The organism is Amycolatopsis sp. NPDC051371 (genome assembly GCF_040682155.1).
Taxonomy (GTDB): Bacteria; Actinomycetota; Actinomycetes; order Mycobacteriales; family Pseudonocardiaceae; genus Amycolatopsis.
On sequence record NZ_JBFBAG010000043.1, the window covers coordinates 1 to 19,024 of the forward strand.

Here is a 19,024-nt window from a genome sequence, read left to right on the forward strand (position 1 = left end):
GTTCGGTGCGTGGGACGCACCGAACGCCACATTGGGTGCGTGAGACGCAACCAACGCCACATCGGGGCGCGCTCGTGAGCACCGGGTTCAAGGTCACCGTCCCGGCGTCGACCGCGAACCTCGGGCCGGGCTTCGACGCCTTCGGCATGGCCCTGGGCCTGCACGACGTCGTCGAGGTGCGGGTCACCGACGCCGGGCTCAAGGTCGAGGTCGCCGACGCCGGCGCGGGCGGGGTCGACGACGTCCCCACCGATGAAACCCACCTCGTCGTGCGCGCCATCCGGCGGACCTGCGAGCACCTCGGCGTCGAGCTGCCCGGCCTGCACCTGCGCTGCTCCAACGCCATTCCGCACGCGCGCGGGCTCGGGTCGTCGGCGGCCGCGGTGGTGTCCGGCGTCGCCGCCGGGTACGCCCTGGCGGGGCGGGAGCTCGACGCGTTCGGCGCGCTTCAGCTGGCCGCCGGCTTCGAAGGCCACGCGGACAACGCCGCGGCGAGCCTGTTCGGCGGCCTCGTCGTGGCCTGGTGCGAAGGTGTGGAATTCCACGCCGAGCGGCTCGTACCGCACCCGTCGATCCGGCCGGTCGTGGCGGTGCCGTCGGTGCGCTCGGCCACCGCGACCACGCGCGGCCTGCTGCCGGCGACCGTGCCGCACGCCGACGCCGCGCACAACGCCGGCCGCGCGGCGCTCGCCGTGCACGCTCTGACGGCGAAGCCGGAGCTGCTGCTCGCGGCCACCGAAGACCGGCTGCACCAGCACTACCGGGCCCCCGCGTACCCGGCGAGCGGCGAGCTGGTGACGACTCTGCGTGCACGCGGAGTAGCTGCCGCCGTCTCCGGCGCGGGTCCCACGGTGCTCGCGCTGACCACGACGGGAATATTGCCACCAGGGGTCGACGTTGAGGGCTTCGACGTCTTCGAGCTGCCCGTGGATCTCGCGGGTGTGCGGGTTGCGGCTCAGTAAAGGCTGGGTCACGTGCCCGTCGTCGGGCCCGCCACGCGGGGGGTGGTTGTTGCACCCGGCACCGGCGCGGTCTACCCTCGGGGGCGTTCGATCACCGTGCGTTTCCGCACCCGATGCCGGTCCCCGGATCGCATCCTTCGTTGATCCGCCGAATCCGCACCGCCTGGCAAGCGGGGTAACGCGGAGGAACGTAGGCGGGTTTCCGGTTTCGGCGGTGCCGAATTCCGTGTCCTCCGAATGGAGGACGCAAACCCCTGTGGTGGAGGCGCTCCAGCTGTGTTCCGCACGGCCGAAGAGCTCATCTCCCGTATCGGGGGGCAGATACGCCGGTTCGCGATCAGAAGCGAGCGGCAGTCCGCTGATCCGCCTGGAGGCGTGGATCGGTCAGGAAGGACATGTGTGAGCAACACCGATCTTTTGAGCGACGTGGGTAGCAGCGCCGCGGAGTCGAACGGCACCACCCCCGCTCCCAAGAAGACGGTCGGCGGGTTGACCGGGAAGACCGTGGCGGAACTGCGTTCGCTGGCTGGGGAGCTCGGCGTCGGCGAGACGACGGGCATGCGCAAGGGCGATCTGATCGCCGCGATCCGCGAGCGTCAGGGCAAGTCGCGCAAGCGTCCGGCCGCCGAGACGCTGCCCCTCGAGGGCGTCGGCGAGCCGGTGAAGGCGTCGGCCCCGAAGGCCGAGCGCAAGGCCGAGGCGTCCGCGGCGCCGGTCGAGACCAAGCCGAAGGCCGAAGCCCCGGTGGCGAGCGCCCCGGCAGTGGACGCCCCGCCGCAGGCCGAGCGCCCGCAGCAGGACAAGCAGGACGGCCAGCAGGGCCAGGACGGCCAGCCCGAGGAGGGTGGCCGAGGCCGGCGTCGCCGTGGTTCGAACCGCGCCGCCGGGTCGCCCGACGGTCAGATCGGGGGCGACCGTCAGCAGAGCGGTGACCGTCAGCAGGGTGACCGTCAGGGCGGTGGCGACCGTCAGCAGGGCGACCGCCAGCAGGGTGGCGGGAGCAACCGCGACCAGCAGCGCCAGGGCGGCGGCCGCAACGACAACCGCCAGGACGGCAACCGTCAGGACGGCAACCGCCAGCGCAACCAGCAGCAGGACGGCGGCAGCCGCGGCCAGGACAACCGCGACAACCGCGCCCAGCAGCAGGACGACGACGAGGAAGGCGGCCGCCGCGGCCGTCGCTTCCGCGACCGTCGTCGCCGGGGCACCGGTGGCGGCCAGCGTGACGGCGGTTCGCCGGACACCGAGATCCGCGAGGACGACGTCCTGCTGCCCGTCGCGGGCATCCTGGACGTGCTGGACAACTACGCGTTCGTGCGCACTTCCGGCTACCTCGCCGGCCCGAACGACGTGTACGTCTCGCTTTCGCTGGTCCGCAAGTACGGCCTGCGCCGCGGTGACGCCATCACCGGCAGCGTGCGCCAGCCGCGCGAGGGCGAGCAGCAGCGGCAGAAGTTCAACCCGCTGGTGCGCGTCGACTCGATCAACGGCCTGGAGCCGGACGAGGCCAAGCGCCGCCCCGACTTCACCAAGCTGACCCCGCTGTACCCGAACGAGCGGCTGCGCCTCGAGACCGAGTCGCACAAGCTCACGACCCGCGTGATCGACCTGATCATGCCGGTCGGCAAGGGGCAGCGCGCCCTGATCGTGTCGCCGCCGAAGGCCGGTAAGACCACGATCATGCAGGACATCGCGAACGCGATCTCCACGAACAACCCCGAGTGCCACCTGATGGTCGTCCTGGTGGACGAGCGTCCGGAAGAGGTCACGGACATGCAGCGGTCGGTGAAGGGTGAGGTCATCGCCTCCACCTTCGACCGGCCGCCGGCGGACCACACCTCGGTCGCGGAGCTGTCGATCGAGCGGGCCAAGCGCCTGGTCGAGATGGGCCACGACGTCGTCGTGCTGCTCGACTCGATCACCCGCCTCGGCCGCGCGTACAACCTGGCGGCCCCGGCGTCCGGCCGGATCCTGTCCGGTGGTGTCGACTCGACCGCGCTCTACCCGCCGAAGCGGTTCCTCGGCGCGGCGCGCAACATCGAGAACGGCGGCTCGCTGACCATCTTCGCCACGGCGATGGTCGAGACCGGCTCGACGATGGACACGGTCATCTTCGAAGAGTTCAAGGGCACCGGTAACGCGGAGCTCAAGCTCGACCGCAAGATCGCCGAGCGCCGCGTGTTCCCGGCCGTCGACGTCAACCCGTCCGGTACTCGCAAGGACGAGCTGCTGCTGAACCCGGACGAGCTGGCCGTGACCGTGAAGCTGAGCCGGGTGCTGCACGCGCTCGACTCGCAGCAGGCCATCGACCTGCTGATCTCGCGGCTGCGCAAGACGAAGACGAACACCGAGTTCCTGATGCAGGTGTCGAAGACCGCCCTCGGCGGCAACGAGGACGACTGAGCGTCACCCAGGCAAGACCGTGAAGGCCTCCTTGCCGGCCATAAGAGCCGGTAAGGAGGCCTTCACGTCGTTCGGAATACCTGGTCAGCGGGGTGCGTTCCAGTGATCGTCAGCCTGTCTGGCAGAATTACCCGCTGAAGTCCGGCGCCGGTTCACCCCGCGAGAACGACTGGGGACCCGGAGCCAACGAGAGAGGACACCATGAAGAGCGGTATTCACCCCGAGTACGTGGTCACGAACGTGAACTGCGACTGCGGAAACAGCTTCACCACGCGCAGCACCAAGACCAGTGGCGACATCCACGTCGAGATCTGCTCGAACTGCCACCCGTTCTACACGGGCAAGCAGAAGATCATGGACACCGGTGGCCGGGTCGCGCGCTTCGAGGCTCGCTACGGCAAGCGTCAGAAGAAGGACGCCGACGCCAAGTAGCTTTTTCGACGGCGCCCACCCGCACGCGCGGGTGGGCGCCGTCGCTTTGTACGGACACGGCGTTGTTTCCCGGGCTGAGAGGTGGCAGAGGTGGATTCGAGCTCGCTCAAGGGGCTGCTCGCCGAACACGCGGACCTGGAGACCCAGCTGGCGGACCCGGCGGTGCACGCCGACCAGGCGCGCGCCCGCAAGCTCGGCCGCCGCTACGCCGAGCTGACGCCGGTGGTGCGCGCCGTCCAGGAGCTGGACTCCACCCGTGGCGACCTCACGACCGCTCGCGAACTGGCGGAAGACCCGGAGTTCGCCGCGGAGGCCGACGCGCTGAGCGCGAAGATCCCCGAGCTGGAGTCGAAGCTCACCGAGCTGCTGCTGCCGCGTGACCCGTACGACGGCTCCGACGTCGTGATGGAGATCAAGTCGGGGGAGGGCGGCGAGGAGTCGGCCCTGTTCGCCGGCGACCTGCTGCGGATGTACCTGCGCTACGCCGAGCGCCACGGCTGGAAGGCCGAGGTCCTCGACTCGGTGGACTCCGACCTGGGCGGCTTCAAGGACGTCACGCTCTCGATCAAGACGAAGTCGGCCGTCGTCGACGGCGTCTGGTCCCGGCTGAAGTTCGAGGGCGGCGTGCACCGCGTCCAGCGCGTGCCGGCGACCGAGTCGCAGGGCCGGATCCACACGTCGGCGTCCGGGGTGCTGATCTACCCGGAGCCAGAGGAGGTCGAGGTCGAGATCGACCCGAACGACCTGCGCATCGACGTGTTCCGCTCGTCGGGCCCCGGCGGCCAGAGCGTCAACACGACCGACTCGGCGGTGCGGATCACCCACCTGCCGACCGGCATCGTCGTGTCGTGCCAGAACGAGAAGTCCCAGATCCAGAACCGCGCGCGGGCCCTGCAGGTGCTGCAGGCCCGCCTCCAGGCGATCGCTGAGGAGGAGGCGGCGGCGAAGGCGTCCGACGCCCGCAAGTCCCAGATCCGCACGGTCGACCGGTCGGAGCGGATCCGGACGTACAACTTCCCGGAGAACCGGATCTCGGACCACCGCGTGAACTACAAGTCGTACAACCTCGACCAGGTCCTCGACGGCGAACTGGACGGCGTCTTGGACGCGCTGGCGACGGCGGACCGCGAAGAGCGTCTCGCCGCTTCGGCCGGCTGATCGGCTCCGGTCAGGGGATCCCGGCTTCGATCTGTGCGAGCTGGGCGGCGAGGAGCTCTTCGAACGCCGCGCGGCGGTCCGCCCCGAGGGGACGCACTTCGCGGGCGAAGTGGGACAAGGCCGGGAAGCGCTCGGGGTCGGCGCCCAGTACCGCGACGCGGAACTGTTCCATGCCTTGTTCGTGTTCCGTGGGGGTGACGGTGCTGACGCCGGCCTCGGAGGCGATCAACGCGGCGATGAGAATCGCCAGCCGGTGGTAGCGCGCCGGGATCTCTTCGTCGGGCAGCCCCGACGTCCGCAGGGCCTGCAGCACCTCTTCCATGACGAGCCGGGACCCGGCGCCGCCTGACGCGTAGCGGCCCCAGATCGCGGCGATCTGCGGATGTTGGCCGAAGGCCTCCCGCAAGCGCATCGCCGTGGCCGTGAGGCGCTCCTTCCAGTCGCCCTCGGGACGGTAGCCGGCCATGGCGGACACGAGGATCCGGTCCGCGACCGCGCGCAGCAGTTCGGTCTTGTTGCGGAAGTGCCGGTACAGGCTGGAGGAGTCGGTCCCGAGCGCCGCGGCGAGCTTGCGCACGCTGAACGAGTCCGCGTCACCGGTGCGCAGGAGCTCCGCCGCCGTATCCAGGATCTCTTCGGTCGACCAACGCCTTCGGCCCGTCATCTCGCCCCTCTCGTCCGACGCCAGTCTAGCTTATGCACTTGCCGTTGCACGCGGTGCGTGCATAATGAGGACATCGCTGGAAGACACTGGGGAAGGGACACTTGACGTGCAGAAACCACTGGACACCGCCGAACTGGACGCCGCCCTCGAGAACGTCCACCGCGCCGGGATGCCGGGCTTGTTCGCCGAGGTGCGGGCCGGCAACCGGGTCTGGCGCGGCGCCGCCGGAGTCGCCGACGTCGACACCGGCCGTCCGGTCACCGCCGGCCTGCGGCACCGCGTCGGCAGCATCACCAAGACCTTCACGGCCGCCGCGGTGCTGCGGAAGGTCGAGAACGGCCGGATCGGGCTCGACACCCCGATCGGCCACTACCTGCCGAGGCTGGTTCCCGGCGAACGCGGGGACGCGATCACGGTCCGGATGCTGCTCGACCACACCAGCGGGCTCGCCGAGTACCTGCCCTTCGCCTACCCCTCGCTGCGGGCGTTCCCGGACCTGGCGAAGACCGGGCCCGAAAGCTTCGAAGACCACCGGTTCACCCGGTTCGACCCCGTCGACCTGATCGGGATGGGCGTCGCGGCGCCCGCCGTCGGCACCCCGGGTGGCGCGCCGGGGGTGTACTCGAACACCAACTACCTGCTCCTGGGCGAACTCCTGGAGCACGTCACCGGCATCGCGGCCGAGAAGCACATCACCCAGGACATCATCGAGCGCGCCGGTCTCCAGGACACCGGATTCCCCGCGGGAACGCACGTCGACGGGCCGCACTCGCGGCTCTACGAGGCGTGGTTCGGCATGATCGACCCGCCGCGCGACTACAGCGTCTTCGACATGTCGTGGGTGGGGCCGGCGGCCTCGCTGGTCTCGACCGTCGCGGACCTCAACCGGTTCTTCCGCCTGCTGCACGCGGGCGAAATCGTCAGCCGGTCGTCGCTCGAGCAGATGCGCCGCACCGTCCCGGTCATCTCCCAGGAGGGCAAGCTGATCGACTACGGCCTCGGCCTGCACCCCGTGGAGGCGCCCGGCCAGGCGACCTTCTGGGGCCACGGCGGCACGGTCTGGGGCGGCGGGGCGATCGCCGTGATCCGGGCCGACGGCGAGCGGCAGCTGGCGGTCGCGCTGAACCTGCAGAGGTGGAACCGGCTCGACGCCGCGGGCGTGCCGCAGCCGCATCCCATCGACCGGGCGCTCGCGGCGTTCCAGCAGGTGGCGATGTACGGATGACCGCCCCGCCCCGGGTGCTGGCGGCGTTGTGGGCCGGACTCGTCCTGACCGTCCTCGCGGCGGCCGTCCCGTTCGCCGCCACCCACCTGCTGGCCGACCACCTCCGTGCCGGCTACCCCGCTTACACCCCGGCTCAGATCGGCTCGGCCGTCGCCACCTACCTGATCTTGCTGTCGGTCATCGGTGGCCTGGGTGTGCTCACCTGGCTCGCGACGATCCTGGCGGTAAGGGCGGGCAAGCGGTGGGCCCGCGCCGTCGCGACCGCGGGGCTGGCGCTCGGCGCCGGTGTCGGCCTGACGGGGCTGCTCGTCCGCGACACCGCCGGCGGCACCGGCCTGCCGCCGGCGGTCGGCTGGGCCGGGCTGGTGCCCTGCCTGGCCGGCGTCCTGGCGGTCGCCTGGCTGTGGACGAGGCCGCGCACGGTGTGACAGCCGCGGCGGTGTCAGTGGACGGTGGGCTTCTCCGGCTCCCGGAAGGCGTCGAAGATTTCGGTCGCAGGCTCCTCTGACGGCGCTTCCTCGCGCACCGGCCGCGGGAACAGGCTCAGCACCGCGAACACGAACGCCAGGAACGTCGGGAACAGCGTCAGCAGCTGGTGCTTCACGCCCTCGACGCCCTCGCCCAGCGCCGACAGCCCGAACTGGCCCACCGCGAACAGCAGCAGGAAGAACACGACGACGCCGTACTCGCGGGCGCGGCGCCGGAACGCCCGCACCCCGGCCCAGCCGATCAGCAGCCAGAACGGCACCAGCACGAACAGCCCCAGCGGCGCGGCCAGCGCGGACAGCCCGGAGAACACCGGCACCCGGTACTCCTGGGTCATCCGCGGGAACCCGGCCGACTCGGCGAAGCTGCCCAGCCGGGACGGGCGCGCCGTCAGGGTGTCGACCGCGCCCCGCTGGAGGATCTGCAGCGTGCGCGCCGGATGGGACGCGTAGTACCGCACGACGTTGCGGCGGCTGATCTTGTCGCGGAAGCCGTTGTAGTCCGCGTCCTTCCAGGGGTTCGCCCCCCACCAGTCGGTGCCGATGAACTTCTTCGCGCTCGGCGGCAGGCCCAGCGCCGCCAGGTCGGCGTCCGTGTCGTGCTTGCCGTCCACGATGCTGTCGAACACCACGTGGTACATGTTCGCTTCGCGGTACTCGGCGTTGGCGGGGTCGCCGTGGGACTGCACCGCCGCCGTCCCCGCGCCCACGATCACCAGGACGCCCAGCGGCAGCAGCCACCGGGCGCGGCCTCGCGCGCCGGCCGGCCGGATCAGCGCCAGCGCCACCACGAACAGCGGGATCAGCAGCAGCGTCTGCGACTTCGCGTTGATGCCGATCAGCGCGCCCACCACGGTCAGTGCGGCACCCCAGTACCGCCCCGCGCCCGTGCGGTTCATCAGCAGCAGGCCGCCGGCCGTCAGCAGGATCCCGACGAACCCGGCGCCTTCGCTGAGCACCGACGCGAAGTAGCCGAAGAACGCCGAATCGGCCATCACGAGCAGCAGCAGCGCCGCCGCGATGACGCGGTTGCGGCGGCTCAGCTCCAGGCCGAGGACCGTCGCCGCGACGCCGGCCGCGACCAGCACGCACGTGATCGCGCCGAGCACCAGCAGGTTGAGCTCCGCCGACGAGCCGAGCACCTTCCCCAGCTTGCTCGCGAACCAGTCGAACCACGCCTGGCTCGAGATGTAGTCGCTGCGGCACGCCTGGCCCGGCCCGTAGCTGAAGTGCACGTAGAACTCGGGCTTGATCTCGGTGTGCCGGCCGCCGAGGTCGCACAGCAGGCGCCAGCCGTCGCCGTTGTCGGCCATCCCGACCGGCCTCGGCACGAGGAACCGGATCAGCAGGACGCCTAGGGAGAGGACGAAGACGCCCAGGCCGAAGCGCAGTTCACGGGATCGCACCCGGAACAGCGTACGAGATCACTTGGAGTCGGCCGGCGCTGCACCGGGAACGGGCGAAACGGACGCGTTCCGGAACACCACGTAGTGGTAGAGCAGGTAGTTCCAGAACAGCCCGACGACGATCGCCGCGCCCTTCGGCACGAGCAGGTTGATCCCCGGGAACAGGTGGCTCACCAGCGTGATGACGCCGAACTGGATCACCCAGAGCCCGAACGCCGTCACGCCGAAGAACAGCAGCGCCTGCTTGCGGATGTCGCCGTCCTTCGCGCGGAACGTGAAGTTCCGGTTCAGCGTGAACGACAGCAGCATGCCCGCCGTCGTCGAGATGAAGTTGGCGACGAACGTCGGCACGCCCAGCGTCGCCAGCAGCGCGTACCCCAGCGCGTCGACGAGCGTGTTGCCGATCCCGACGATCCCGAAGCGCACCTGCGTGGCCGTGACGAACCTCATCGGGCGGCGCTCCGGTTGTCCTCGGCGGTCTCGGGGACGCCCGTGCGCACCGACGCGACCGTGTACAGCGGCCGGTTCTGGACCTGGGAGTACGTGCGGCCGATGTAGCTGCCGAGCACGCCCAGCATGATGATCTGGATGCCGCCGAGGAAGAACATCGCGATGGTGATGAACGCCCAGCCGGGCACCGCGGTCTCCGGCGCGAACAGTTTCACGCCGACGACGTAGAGCACGCCGAGGAAGCTCAGCATCGAGATCAGGTACCCCATCCGCGTGATCATCCGCAGCGGCGTCGTCGAGAAGCCGAGGATGCCGTCGGCGGCGAAGCGCAGCATCTTCGTCAGCGGGTAGCCGGTGACGCCGGCGTGGCGCTGGTCGCGGTCGAACAGCACCGCCGTCTGCCGGAACCCGACGTAGCTGACGAGGCCGCGCAGGAACCGGTCGCGCTCGCGGTACTTGCGCAGCTCGTCGACGACCTTGCGGTCGACCAGCCGGAAGTCGCCGGTGTTCTTCGGGATCTCGACCGCGGCCATCTTCTGGAGGAACCAGTAGAACGCGCTCGCGGTGAAGCGCTTGAACGGCGAATCCCGGCGCGAGCGGCGTTGTGCGTAGACGACCTCGTAGCCCTCTTCCCACTTCTCGAGCAGCTCGAGGGCGACCCGCGGCGGGTCCTGCAGGTCGCTGTCCATGATGATCGTGGCGTCGGCGTCCACCAGGTCGAGCCCGGCGGTGACGGCCATCTGGTGGCCGAAGTTGCGCGACAGCTCGACGACCGTGACACGGGGGTCGCGCGCGCCCAGCTCGGTGAGCCGGTCCAGGGAGGCGTCGCGGCTGCCGTCGTCGACGTAGATGAAGCTGAAGTCGTACCGCCCGGCCAGCGGCGCGGTGACCTCGTCGACCGTGCGGTGCAGCACGTCGATGTTCGCTTCCTCGTTGTAGATGGGGAAGATGAACGCGACCCGGCGGCGCGTGGTCGGCTCGGTCGGCACTGGCGCTCCCGGGGGTCGGCGTCTCGGGCATCCTAGAGATCGGCGACGCCCTCGGCGAACACGGTCATCCGCCGGCCGTAGTCCTCGGCCGGGCCGAAGTGGACGGCCACCGCGTCCGCCCCGGCCAGGATATACGCCCGGAATCGCGCGATGGCGGCCGCGAGATCGCCGCCGTTCCATTCCATTCTGGCGGTGACCCGTGTTTCGCGGCCGTTTGTCATGCCGGTGAGCTTTCCGGCGCGCTCGCCGACCTCGGCGGGGGAGAGGCCGGCGCTCATCCAGCCCGAACCGATCCGCGCGGCCCGGCGCAGCGCGACGTCCGAGTTGCCGCCGACGGTGATCGGGATCGGCCCGGCCGGCCGCGGCTCGAAGTAGCCGCCGCCGGGGCCGCGGCCGGTGCGGAAGAGTTCGGCGAGCAGGTCGAGGGTCGCGTCGATCCGCTTGCCGCGGGTGGTGAAGTCCGCGCCGACCTCGGCGAACTCGGGCTCGTTCCAGCCGCTGCCGACCCCGAGGTCGAACCGGTGCCCGGAGAGCCGGTCGAGCGTCGCGACCTGCTTGGCCAGCGCGAACGGCTCCCGCAGCGGCACGATCAGCACCGAGGTCCCGAGCCGGATCCGGTCCGTGCGGGCGGCGACGTGGGCCAGCGTGACGAGCGGTTCGTAGACGCCGCCGAACATCTGCCCGTACGCGCCGGGCGGGATGAGGTGGTCGGGCAGCCAGGCGGCGTGGTAGCCGAGGTCCTCGGCGAGCCGGGCGAGTTCGGCGGGACGCGCGGGGTCGAGGTCCGGCTGCTCGTTCGGCAGGACGACTTCGAGGAAATGTTCGCTCATGCCGGCGACGTTAGATCTTCACATCGGTGTGAAGGTCAACCTGCCAGGGGGTCGGATGCGGATCGGCGAGCTCGCGGGACAAACCGGCGTCAGCACGCGGCTGCTGCGCTACTACGAAGAGCAGGGCCTGCTGACGGCCTCGCGCGACGGCAACGGCTACCGGGCCTACGACGAGGACGCCGTCGTGCGGGTGCGGCAGATCCGGCGGCTGCTCGGGGCCGGGCTGACCACGGAGGTCATCGCGTCCGCGCTGCAGTGCGCCCGGGGCGAGGAGGCGCACCTCGCCCTGTGCCCGGAGCTGGCCGGTCTGCTGCACCGCGAGCTGACCGCGATGGACGACCGGATCGGCGCGCTGCAGCGGCGCCGGAGCGCGCTGGCCGGGTACTTGTCCGCCGAGGGCTGAGGACGTCTCGATACGCTGGACGGCGTGGGACCGGCGCGTGTCCTGACGGGGGAGTTCCGCCTGGTGTGCCAGGCTTGACGAGGTGAAGGACGACGAGTGAATCGGCAGCCGCTGCGCCTGGCCATCATCGAGGCCACCCGGATTCTCGAACGCGCCGGCGTCGCTTCGCCGCGGTTCGACGCCGAGGTGATCGCGGCGCACGTCCTGGGGGTCGAACGCGGCCGGCTGCCGATGGTGCCGCTGGTCGACCCGCCGGTCATCGAGGCCATCGGCCAGCTCGTCCAGCAACGCGCGAAGCGGATCCCGCTGCAGTACCTGACCGGCTGGGCGGCGCTGGGGGACATCACGGTCGCGGTCGGCGCGGGGGTGTTCGTGCCGCGGCCGGAGACCGAGCTGCTGCTCGAGTGGGGCGTCAAGTTCCTGCAGGGGCGCGAGTTCCCGGTGGTGGTGGACCTGTGCACCGGGTCCGGGGCACTGGCGTTGGCGGTCGCTCATGCCCGGCCGGACGCCGTCGTCTACGCGGTGGACGTCGACCCGCAGGCGCTGGCCTGGGCGCGCCACAACGCGGACGTCCACGCGGACGCGGGCAACACCCCGATCCGCCTGTATTCCGGTGACATCGGCGACCCGACGATGTTCGCCGAGCTCGACGGCCTGGTCGACCTGGTGCTGTGCAACCCGCCGTACGTCCCGGAGGGCACCCCGGTGCCCCCGGAGGTCGCGGAGCACGACCCGCCCCGCGCGGTGTTCGCGGAGGAGAGCGGGCTGGCGGTGATCCGCCACGCGATCGCGGCGGGCGCCCGGCTGCTGCGCCCGGGAGGCGGACTGGCGATCGAGCACGACGACACGCACGGCTCGGCGGTGCCGGCGCTGGTGCGGGCCCGGCGGGTGCTGACGGGGGTCGAGGGCCACGCGGACCTGACGGGACGGGCCCGGTTCGTCACGGCTCGCCGGCTGGGCTGAGCAGCCCCACTCACGAGACCCGGAAGCAGCCCCCGCCACTCCCAGGGGGGCGTCCCAGGTCCATCGTATCGGCTCCCGCCGACCAAAAGCCGGGAAAGCCGCCACCGCGGCCGGGTTGTCCACATCCCCACCGGGCTGTGGAAACTCGCCGCCTCGCGCGCCCCAATGTGGCGTTCGGTGCGTCCAGCGCACCCAATGTGGCGTTCGGTGCGTCGGACGCAACCAACGCCACATTGGGGCGCTTGGGGCCTGCCCCGCCGGCAGGCCCCTCCGGAACCGCTAGAAGCCGAACGCCGTGCAGCTCGCCGTCGCGGTCTTCGACGGGTCGCTCACCGACGTCGCCGTCAGCTTGACCCTCGCCGCCAGATCACCGCCCGGCCCGCGCTTCGCGTACGCCGGCACCTTCACGTGCCCGCCGAACTTCGCCGTCGCCAGCTCGTTCGGCAGCCGGACCTCCCAGCCGCGGGCGTCCGTCGACACGCTCAGCCGGTACGTGTCCGTGTCGTACGGTGCCTTCGCGCCGCGAGCCGAACCCGTGTTGAGCAGGCCGAAGTCGCAGGTCGCGAGGCCGCCGCGGGCGAACGCCGGCAGCGCCGGGGTCACCGCCGCGCCGCGGGCCTGGCTGCCCGAGCCGTCCAGCGAGGCCACCGTCACCGCGTACGACAGGACACCGCGACGGTCGCGGGCCAGGTCGGTGATCAGGAACCGCAGCCGGTTCGCCTGGTCGGTGTACTCGTACGGGCTGGACGCCTCGGTGCCCGCCTTGAACAGGGCATCGTTGAGCTGCCGGTAGTCACCGATGGTGATCTCCACCGGCGTGCCGTCCGGCTTGGTGTAGTCGGTGATGCCGATGTCCTGCGGGTTCGCGTCGATCACCCAGTCGAAGGGCGCGTTGTCATTGTTCTTCGTCTTGGTGATCATGACGCCGGAGTCCGGCGCGAAGGAGTCCGCGCCCATCCGGTCGACGACCTCGACCGTGTAGTTGTCGTAGCCGCCGCCGTCGCAGAACGGGTCCTTGGCGCGGTCGCACTTCGGTGCCTTGTCCCCGCCGGTGAGCTTGATGTTCAGGCCGGTGAACGCGCCGGGCTGCGCTTCGGTCTCACGCGCGGTCAGGCGGGCAGACACCGGACCGGACGTGGCCAGCGCGTCGCGGTCCAGCTGCAGGACGTCCGCCGGGTCGACGATGCCGAGCTTCAGCTTGTTGCGCAGCTGGTGCTGGGCGCCCATCGAACTGCCCTGCGTCGCCGGGATCTGCCAGCGCGTGTGCGGCCCGCCGGGTCCGTTGAACGTGCCGCGCGACAGCATGTCCCACGGCCCGCTGTAGCTGCGCGACGGCGGGACGCCGAACGGGTTGTTGTAGTTGTCGCCGATGCCCAGGATGTGGCTGAACTCGTGGGCGTAGGTCGACTGGCCCGAGCTTTCGGCCTGCACCGAGCTGCCGTCCTGGGCGTTCGGCCAGATGCTGGCGGCCGACTTCCACGACGTCCACGGCACGTACCGGGTCGCCGCGTAGTTGGGCAGGTCGTGGTTCGGCGGGCCGAACGCGTCCGGCACGCTCTCCTTGGCGCCGAACTTCATCTCGCCGAACTCCTGCCAGGTCGAGCTCTCGTCCTGACCCGCGGAGAGGTAGAAGACGAAGTCGAACTGGTTCGCGGTGTCCCCGACGTCGGCGCGCCAGGCGTCGCCGGCGTCCTTGCGGATGTCGCGGTTGCAGTTCGCGCCGGGCGGGCAGGCGTTCGGCTGGAACTCCATGCCGTACTCGTAGGACTGCCCGGGCATCCGGTACGGCCCGAACGCGGTCAGCTGGACGCCGAACCGGCCGCCGGAGTCCTCCATCCAGTACTCGTTGATGGTGTGCCCGTTGTTGAGCGCTTCGGGCTTGTTGAGGAAGTCCTGGTAGTACTGCGCGACGCCCGCCCGCGGGATGTTCGCGGCGGTCGGCGCGGGGTTGCCGAAGACCGTCGAGTTCGCCGGCTGCGTGACGACGAAGTCCTGGTCGGGGTAGTCGGCGAGGACGACGGCGCCCTTGAAGGTGCGCTGAGTGGGCTTCAGCGACGGATCGGCCCAGTTCGTCCCGGGCACCTTCTTGTAGTCGGACCAGGTCATGTGGTCCTGGTCCTCCCAGTGCGCGGTGTCGATCGGCGCCGGCCAGCCACGGGTCAGCGGCTCGGCGGCGGCGGTGCCGGCGCCGAGCCCGGTGAGGACGGTGACCGCGGCGAGCAGGGCGAGCGCTTTCGGGGTTCTGGGGCGCATCTGCGGCTCCTTCACTGGGAACCCACGGGCGTCGTGGTTCCCGATGATCGACCGTATTGAGCCGCGCTGCCGGAGTTCTGCCTCGCGGCGAGGTTTACCCGCTTGCCCCACGACGAAAGTCTGGCCGGTTGTCAGTGCTCCGGTGTGACGCGGCGAACGCCCGCTCCGGCGGCCGGACTACGCTTGGCGCTCATGAGCGTGGTCTACGACTGCAGCAAGCGGGAGTCCCGGGCCGACGGACTGACGGCGGCCGCGGGCGCGGTGCGGTCGAGCAGGCTGGTCGTCCTGCCGACCGACACGGTCTACGGCATCGGCGCCGACGCGTTCGACGCGGGCGCCGTCCAGGCGCTGCTGCGCGCGAAGAACCGCGGCCCGGACATGCCGGTCGGCGTGCTCGTCGGCTCCTGGTCCACTGTGGACGGTCTGGTGCTCGGCGTGCCCCCGCAGGCGCGGGCGCTCATCGAAGCGTTCTGGCCGGGCGATCTGTCCATCGTGCTCCCGCACGCGCCGAGTCTGCAGTGGAACCTCGGCGACGCCCGCGGCACCGTGATGCTCCGGATGCCGCTGCACCCGGTGGCCCTGGAGCTGCTGCGCGACGTCGGCCCGATGGCCGTGTCGAGCGCGAACGTCTCGGGCCGGCCGCCGGCCAGCACCGCGCAGGAGGCGCAGGAGCAGCTCGGCGACTCGGTCGCGGTGTACCTCGACGGCGGGTCGAGCGGCGAGGCCGTCGCGTCGAGCATCGTGGACCTCACCGGCACCGAGCCGGTGGTGCTGCGCGAGGGCGCGGTGAGCAAGGACGCCATCGCGGAGGTGCTCGGTGTACCCGCGGAATCGTTGGCCTGAAGCCGGATCAAGCGGTCTTCCGCGGCACGATAGCGTGTCGCGGGTGACCCCGACCCCGCGAGCGTGACGCCCCCGTGCCGCCCACATCCGGTCTTCTCCCCATCCGGGAATACATCCTCGTCGCGCTGACCGCGACGGCGGTGACGTACCTGCTCACCGGCGTCGTGCGCCGGCTCGCGATCCGCGTCGGCGCGATCGCCAACCCGCGGGCGCGCGACGTCCACGTCGCGCCGATCCCGCGGATGGGCGGCATCGGCATCTTCCTCGGCGTCGCGGGCGCGATGGGCCTCGCCCACCAGCTGCCCGCGCTGTCGCACGGCTTCGACGCCTCGTTCGACTCGGTCGGCGTGCTGCTCGCGGCGGGGGTCATCTCGCTGATCGGCGCGCTCGACGACCGGTTCGAGCTGGACGCCTGGACGAAGCTGGCCGGCCAGGTCATGTGCGCCGGGATCCTGGTCATCTTCGGCGTGCAGTGGGTGTCGTTCTGGGTGCCGTGGGGCGGCACCGGTGCCTCGTTCGGCTCGGTCCTGGTGCTCGACAAGAACCAGGGTGCGCTGCTGACGGTCGTGATGGTCGTGGTGATGGTCAACGCGATGAACTTCGTCGACGGCCTGGACGGGCTGGCCGGTGGCCTCGGGTTCATCGCGGCGGCGGCGACGTGCGCGTTCTCACTGGGCCTGCTCGACAGCTCCGGCGGCGACGTCGGCACCTACCCGCCGGCGCTGATCGCGGCCACGCTCGCCGGCGCGTGTCTGGGGTTCCTGCCGTACAACTTCCAGCCCGCGAAGATCTTCATGGGCGACTCCGGGTCGATGATGATCGGCCTGATGCTCGCGGGCGCGACGACCTCGGCGTCCGGGCGCGTGCCGTACCCGCAGTTCAGCGGCAAGGACGCGATCGCGCTGCTGTCGCCGCTGGTCGTCGTGGCGGCGGTGCTGTTCGTGCCGCTGCTGGACCTGATCATGGCGGTCATCAGGCGCACGCGCCGCGGCGAGAGCCCGTTCGCGGCGGACAAGATGCACCTGCACCACCGGCTGCTGGAGATCGGGCACTCCCAGCGCCGAGCGGTGCTGCTGATCTACTTGTGGGCCGGGATCCTGGCGTTCGGCGCGGTCTCGGTGACGTTGTTCGACGACGCGGCGGCGCTGTGGATCATCGGGGTCGGGCTGCTGTTCGCGGTGGTGGTCTCGATCGTGCCGCGCCTGCGTTCGCGCAATCAGCCCGGAACCTGAGCCGGGCCCGCGAGCCGCCGGCCGAACGTCTTGAATGAGTCATTCAGGTCTTGGGAGGTCTTGAATGACTCATTCAAGACCTTTGCCGAACCGCCGGCACCCGAGCCGCGGCAACCTTGCCGGAACCGCCGCCGAACCGCGCGCCGCGCCTGCGTTCGCAACCAGCCCGGAACCTGACCGGGCGCGTTCTCTACACTGGCGTGCTGAACCGAGCAGGGAGCCAGGTGTGAGCGAAACCGAAACGCACGAGCAGGAGAACCCGCACGCCAAGGTGGTGCTGCAGGCTGCCCGCGCGATGACGAAGGCTTCGCTGCTCGTCACCCCGCCCGCGGTGATCGTCTGCATCGCGCTCTTCAGCATCCTGAACGGCATGCCCGGCTTCCTCGGCTCGCTCGTCGGCGGCGTGCTCGCCATGCTGGCGTCGCTGTCCACGCTGGGCCTGATGAAGTTCAGCGCCGGCCAGGACCCGATGTTCGTCATGGTCATCGCGCTCGGCGGGTACGTCGTGAAGGTCGTCCTGCTGTTCGGCGCGCTCACGTTGCTCAAGGGCGTCACCGCGCTGCACCCGATGTCGCTCGGCATCACCATGATCGTGGCCATCCTGCTGGCCGCCGCGGCAGAGTTCGCCGCCTTCCGCAAGACCAAGATCCCGACGATCATTCCCTCCTGACGCCGGTCTGTTTCGCCGTGGACTTCCGTTACTCACGGTGAACCGGGCTGCGGCCGCACGAGTGTGACCGGGGCCACAGTCGAATTCTGCGACGGACCCACCGGGACCCCCGTCGCGCTCTCACCGGGAGCGATGGAGCGGGGGGTCCCGCGCCCACCGGACCAGGGTCCCGGGTCGACCCGGGACTTAGGTCCTGGGCTGATCGGTTGGTATGGAGTACGCCTGTACGGCACTGATTGACCTGCTGGTATGGTCCGCGTCAAGGGTGGCGGCCTCGGCCGCACGCTCCCTGAGACAACCGCGATCAGCAGTGTGGCGACCGTGTGGTTCCGCCTCTCCGCCGCTGGTCCGAAGTAGACCGCAGGGCAGTGTTCACGCGAGACAACCCCGTGTGCAGAACGTGAAGGTGTGTTCTGCTGACCGTGGGGTAGCCGCCTCCAGCGGCCCGATACGTATCGGGTACGTTAAGTCCAGATCGTGACGATTCCCCCGGCGGAGTGAACGCCGGCCGGGAGAACCGGAAGGAGCCCAGTGGGCGCGCTGGTACTGACCGAGGGCGGCACTTTCATGCCCCCCGGTGTGGCGGACTTCAACCTGCCGCCGCTCTTCGGCTCGGGTTATTGGGGAAGCTTCACCAAGCCCATGCTGCTCGTGGTGATCTCGCTGATCATCATCGTCGCCTACTTCATGCTGGCGTCGCGGAAGCTGAAGGTCGTCCCCGGCAAGTCGCAGTTCATCGCCGAGTCGCTCTACAACTTCGGCCGCAACAACATCGCCAGGGAACAGATCGGCTCGAAGGACTTCAAGCCGTTCATCCCGCTGATCCTCGGCCTGTTCACCTTCGTACTGGTGAACAACCTGTTCGGGATCATCCCGTTCTTCCAGTTCCCGACCATGGCGCGGATCGGTTTCCCGCTCGCGCTTTCGGTGCTGGTGGTTTACCCGGTCTACCACTACGTCGGCTTCAAGCGCTACGGCTTCAAGGGCTACCTGAAGAAGGAGCTCGCGCCGGCCGGAGTCCCGGGTTTCGTGCTGCCGCTGTTCTCGACCATCGAGTTCGCGCAGAAGTTCTTCATCGCGCCGGCGACGCTCGCCATCCGAGTGTTCTCCGCGATGTTCGCCGGTCACCTCATCATCATGGTGTTCACCCTCGGCGGCAGCTTCCTGCTGACCGAGACCGACGGTTTCGGGCTGAAGCTCGTTTCGCCGGTGGCGTTCATCTTCGCGATCATGATGACCTTCCTCGAAGCCTTCATCCAGGTGCTGCAGGCCTACATCTTCGCCCTGCTGTCAGCCGGGTACATCGGCGCCGCGCTGGCGTCGGAGCACTGAGAACACCAGCCCCCGATTCACGCGAGCGCGTGGACCGAAGTGAAGGGAAATGCACGTGAGCAACATCGTTCTGGCCCAGGCCGCCGCTGACGCCGTCAACATCAACCCGGGCCTCGCGGCCATCGGTTACGGCCTCGGCGCGATCGGCCCGGGCATCGGTGTGGGTCTGATCTTCGCCGCCGTCATCAACGGCACGGCGCGTCAGCCGGAGGCGCAGGGCAAGCTGCAGGGCATCGGCTTCTCGACCTTCGTTCTGACCGAGGTGCTCGCCCTGATCGGTATCGTCATCTACTTCATCGCCTCCGCTGCCTGAGTTAGCCAGCT

Annotated in this window: 19 protein-coding genes; 13 read left to right on the forward strand and 6 right to left on the reverse strand. The window is 70.2% G+C overall.

Translation table 11 applies throughout. The features are described 5' to 3' along the window. Positions 1-74 precede the first annotated feature (74 nt). The 4 genes from thrB to prfA all read left to right on the forward strand — a co-directional run bounded on the left by thrB (position 75) and on the right by prfA (position 4,955). Positions 75-962 carry a homoserine kinase gene (gene thrB, locus AB0M59_RS39505; protein ID WP_364625911.1) on the forward strand — a complete coding sequence of 296 codons (888 nt, stop codon included), beginning with the start codon at positions 75-77 and terminating at the stop codon, positions 960-962. A gap of 399 nt (positions 963-1,361) precedes the next feature. Next, entirely contained in the window at positions 1,362-3,365 is a 2,004-nt protein-coding gene (gene rho / locus AB0M59_RS39510) for a transcription termination factor Rho (protein ID WP_364625914.1), read from the forward strand. A gap of 201 nt (positions 3,366-3,566) precedes the next feature. Then, positions 3,567-3,797: a 50S ribosomal protein L31 gene (rpmE, locus tag AB0M59_RS39515; protein WP_284744227.1), complete on the forward strand. Its 231-nt coding sequence runs from the start codon at positions 3,567-3,569 to the stop codon at positions 3,795-3,797. A 90-nt stretch (positions 3,798-3,887) separates the two neighbouring features. After that, the gene (gene prfA / locus AB0M59_RS39520; RefSeq protein ID WP_364625916.1) at positions 3,888-4,955 is read left to right on the forward strand and encodes a peptide chain release factor 1; all 1,068 of its coding nucleotides are present in this window, start codon (positions 3,888-3,890) and stop codon (positions 4,953-4,955) included. A 10-nt stretch (positions 4,956-4,965) separates the two neighbouring features. Here prfA and AB0M59_RS39525 read toward each other — a convergent pair whose 3' ends face one another. Then, positions 4,966-5,619, reverse strand: coding sequence for a TetR/AcrR family transcriptional regulator (locus AB0M59_RS39525; RefSeq protein ID WP_364625918.1), 654 nt, complete (start codon positions 5,617-5,619; stop codon positions 4,966-4,968). Between the two features lie 106 nt (positions 5,620-5,725). Between AB0M59_RS39525 and AB0M59_RS39530 the strand changes: the two genes are divergently transcribed. After that, positions 5,726-6,844, forward strand: a complete 1,119-nt coding sequence (locus tag AB0M59_RS39530) for a serine hydrolase domain-containing protein (protein ID WP_364625921.1) — start codon at positions 5,726-5,728, stop codon at positions 6,842-6,844. Further along, entirely contained in the window at positions 6,841-7,272 is a 432-nt protein-coding gene (locus AB0M59_RS39535; protein WP_364625924.1) for a hypothetical protein, read from the forward strand. The genes AB0M59_RS39530 and AB0M59_RS39535 overlap by 4 nt, the downstream gene beginning before the upstream one ends. A gap of 14 nt (positions 7,273-7,286) precedes the next feature. Here the strand turns inward: AB0M59_RS39535 and AB0M59_RS39540 are convergent, their stop codons facing one another. Genes AB0M59_RS39540 through AB0M59_RS39555 form a run of 4 tightly spaced genes read right to left on the reverse strand, consistent with a single transcriptional unit; the run spans position 7,287 to position 11,004 of the window. After that, positions 7,287-8,735: a hypothetical protein gene (locus AB0M59_RS39540; protein WP_364625927.1), complete on the reverse strand. Its 1,449-nt coding sequence runs from the start codon at positions 8,733-8,735 to the stop codon at positions 7,287-7,289. Between the two features lie 18 nt (positions 8,736-8,753). Then, positions 8,754-9,185 carry a GtrA family protein gene (locus tag AB0M59_RS39545; protein ID WP_364625930.1) on the reverse strand — a complete coding sequence of 144 codons (432 nt, stop codon included), beginning with the start codon at positions 9,183-9,185 and terminating at the stop codon, positions 8,754-8,756. Beyond that, on the reverse strand, positions 9,182-10,174 hold the full coding sequence (locus AB0M59_RS39550) for a glycosyltransferase (protein ID WP_364625933.1): 993 nt from the start codon (positions 10,172-10,174) through the stop codon (positions 9,182-9,184). The genes AB0M59_RS39545 and AB0M59_RS39550 overlap by 4 nt, the downstream gene beginning before the upstream one ends. Positions 10,175-10,206: 32 nt before the next feature. Beyond that, positions 10,207-11,004 (reverse strand): TIGR03619 family F420-dependent LLM class oxidoreductase, encoded by a 798-nt coding sequence (locus tag AB0M59_RS39555; protein ID WP_364625936.1) that lies wholly within the window; start codon positions 11,002-11,004, stop codon positions 10,207-10,209. A 55-nt stretch (positions 11,005-11,059) separates the two neighbouring features. Between AB0M59_RS39555 and AB0M59_RS39560 the strand changes: the two genes are divergently transcribed. Together AB0M59_RS39560 and prmC are read left to right on the forward strand one after the other, a co-directional pair. Then, positions 11,060-11,407, forward strand: a complete 348-nt coding sequence (locus AB0M59_RS39560; protein ID WP_364625939.1) for a MerR family transcriptional regulator — start codon at positions 11,060-11,062, stop codon at positions 11,405-11,407. 96 nt (positions 11,408-11,503) lie between these two features. Further along, complete coding sequence (gene prmC, locus AB0M59_RS39565; RefSeq protein ID WP_364625942.1) at positions 11,504-12,370, forward strand: peptide chain release factor N(5)-glutamine methyltransferase; 867 nt, start codon at positions 11,504-11,506, stop codon at positions 12,368-12,370. 279 nt (positions 12,371-12,649) lie between these two features. Here the strand turns inward: prmC and AB0M59_RS39570 are convergent, their stop codons facing one another. Next, a complete protein-coding gene (locus AB0M59_RS39570; RefSeq protein WP_364625945.1) occupies positions 12,650-14,623 on the reverse strand; it encodes a M6 family metalloprotease domain-containing protein in 1,974 nt (657 codons plus the stop codon). A 192-nt stretch (positions 14,624-14,815) separates the two neighbouring features. Here AB0M59_RS39570 and AB0M59_RS39575 point away from each other — a divergent pair, with 192 nt between their 5' ends. The 5 genes from AB0M59_RS39575 (at position 14,816) to AB0M59_RS39595 (ending at position 19,013) form a co-directional block, all read left to right on the forward strand. Then, positions 14,816-15,466, forward strand: coding sequence for an L-threonylcarbamoyladenylate synthase (locus AB0M59_RS39575; protein WP_364625948.1), 651 nt, complete (start codon positions 14,816-14,818; stop codon positions 15,464-15,466). Between the two features lie 74 nt (positions 15,467-15,540). Then, positions 15,541-16,698, forward strand: coding sequence for an MraY family glycosyltransferase (locus AB0M59_RS39580; RefSeq protein WP_364625951.1), 1,158 nt, complete (start codon positions 15,541-15,543; stop codon positions 16,696-16,698). Positions 16,699-16,924: 226 nt separating this feature from the next. Further along, positions 16,925-17,368 carry a hypothetical protein gene (locus tag AB0M59_RS39585; RefSeq protein WP_364625954.1) on the forward strand — a complete coding sequence of 148 codons (444 nt, stop codon included), beginning with the start codon at positions 16,925-16,927 and terminating at the stop codon, positions 17,366-17,368. 531 nt (positions 17,369-17,899) lie between these two features. Further along, a complete protein-coding gene (atpB, locus tag AB0M59_RS39590; RefSeq protein ID WP_364625957.1) occupies positions 17,900-18,700 on the forward strand; it encodes a F0F1 ATP synthase subunit A in 801 nt (266 codons plus the stop codon). A 55-nt stretch (positions 18,701-18,755) separates the two neighbouring features. Continuing rightward, on the forward strand, positions 18,756-19,013 hold the full coding sequence (locus tag AB0M59_RS39595) for an ATP F0F1 synthase subunit C (protein ID WP_284744211.1): 258 nt from the start codon (positions 18,756-18,758) through the stop codon (positions 19,011-19,013). Positions 19,014-19,024: the final 11 nt, after the last annotated feature.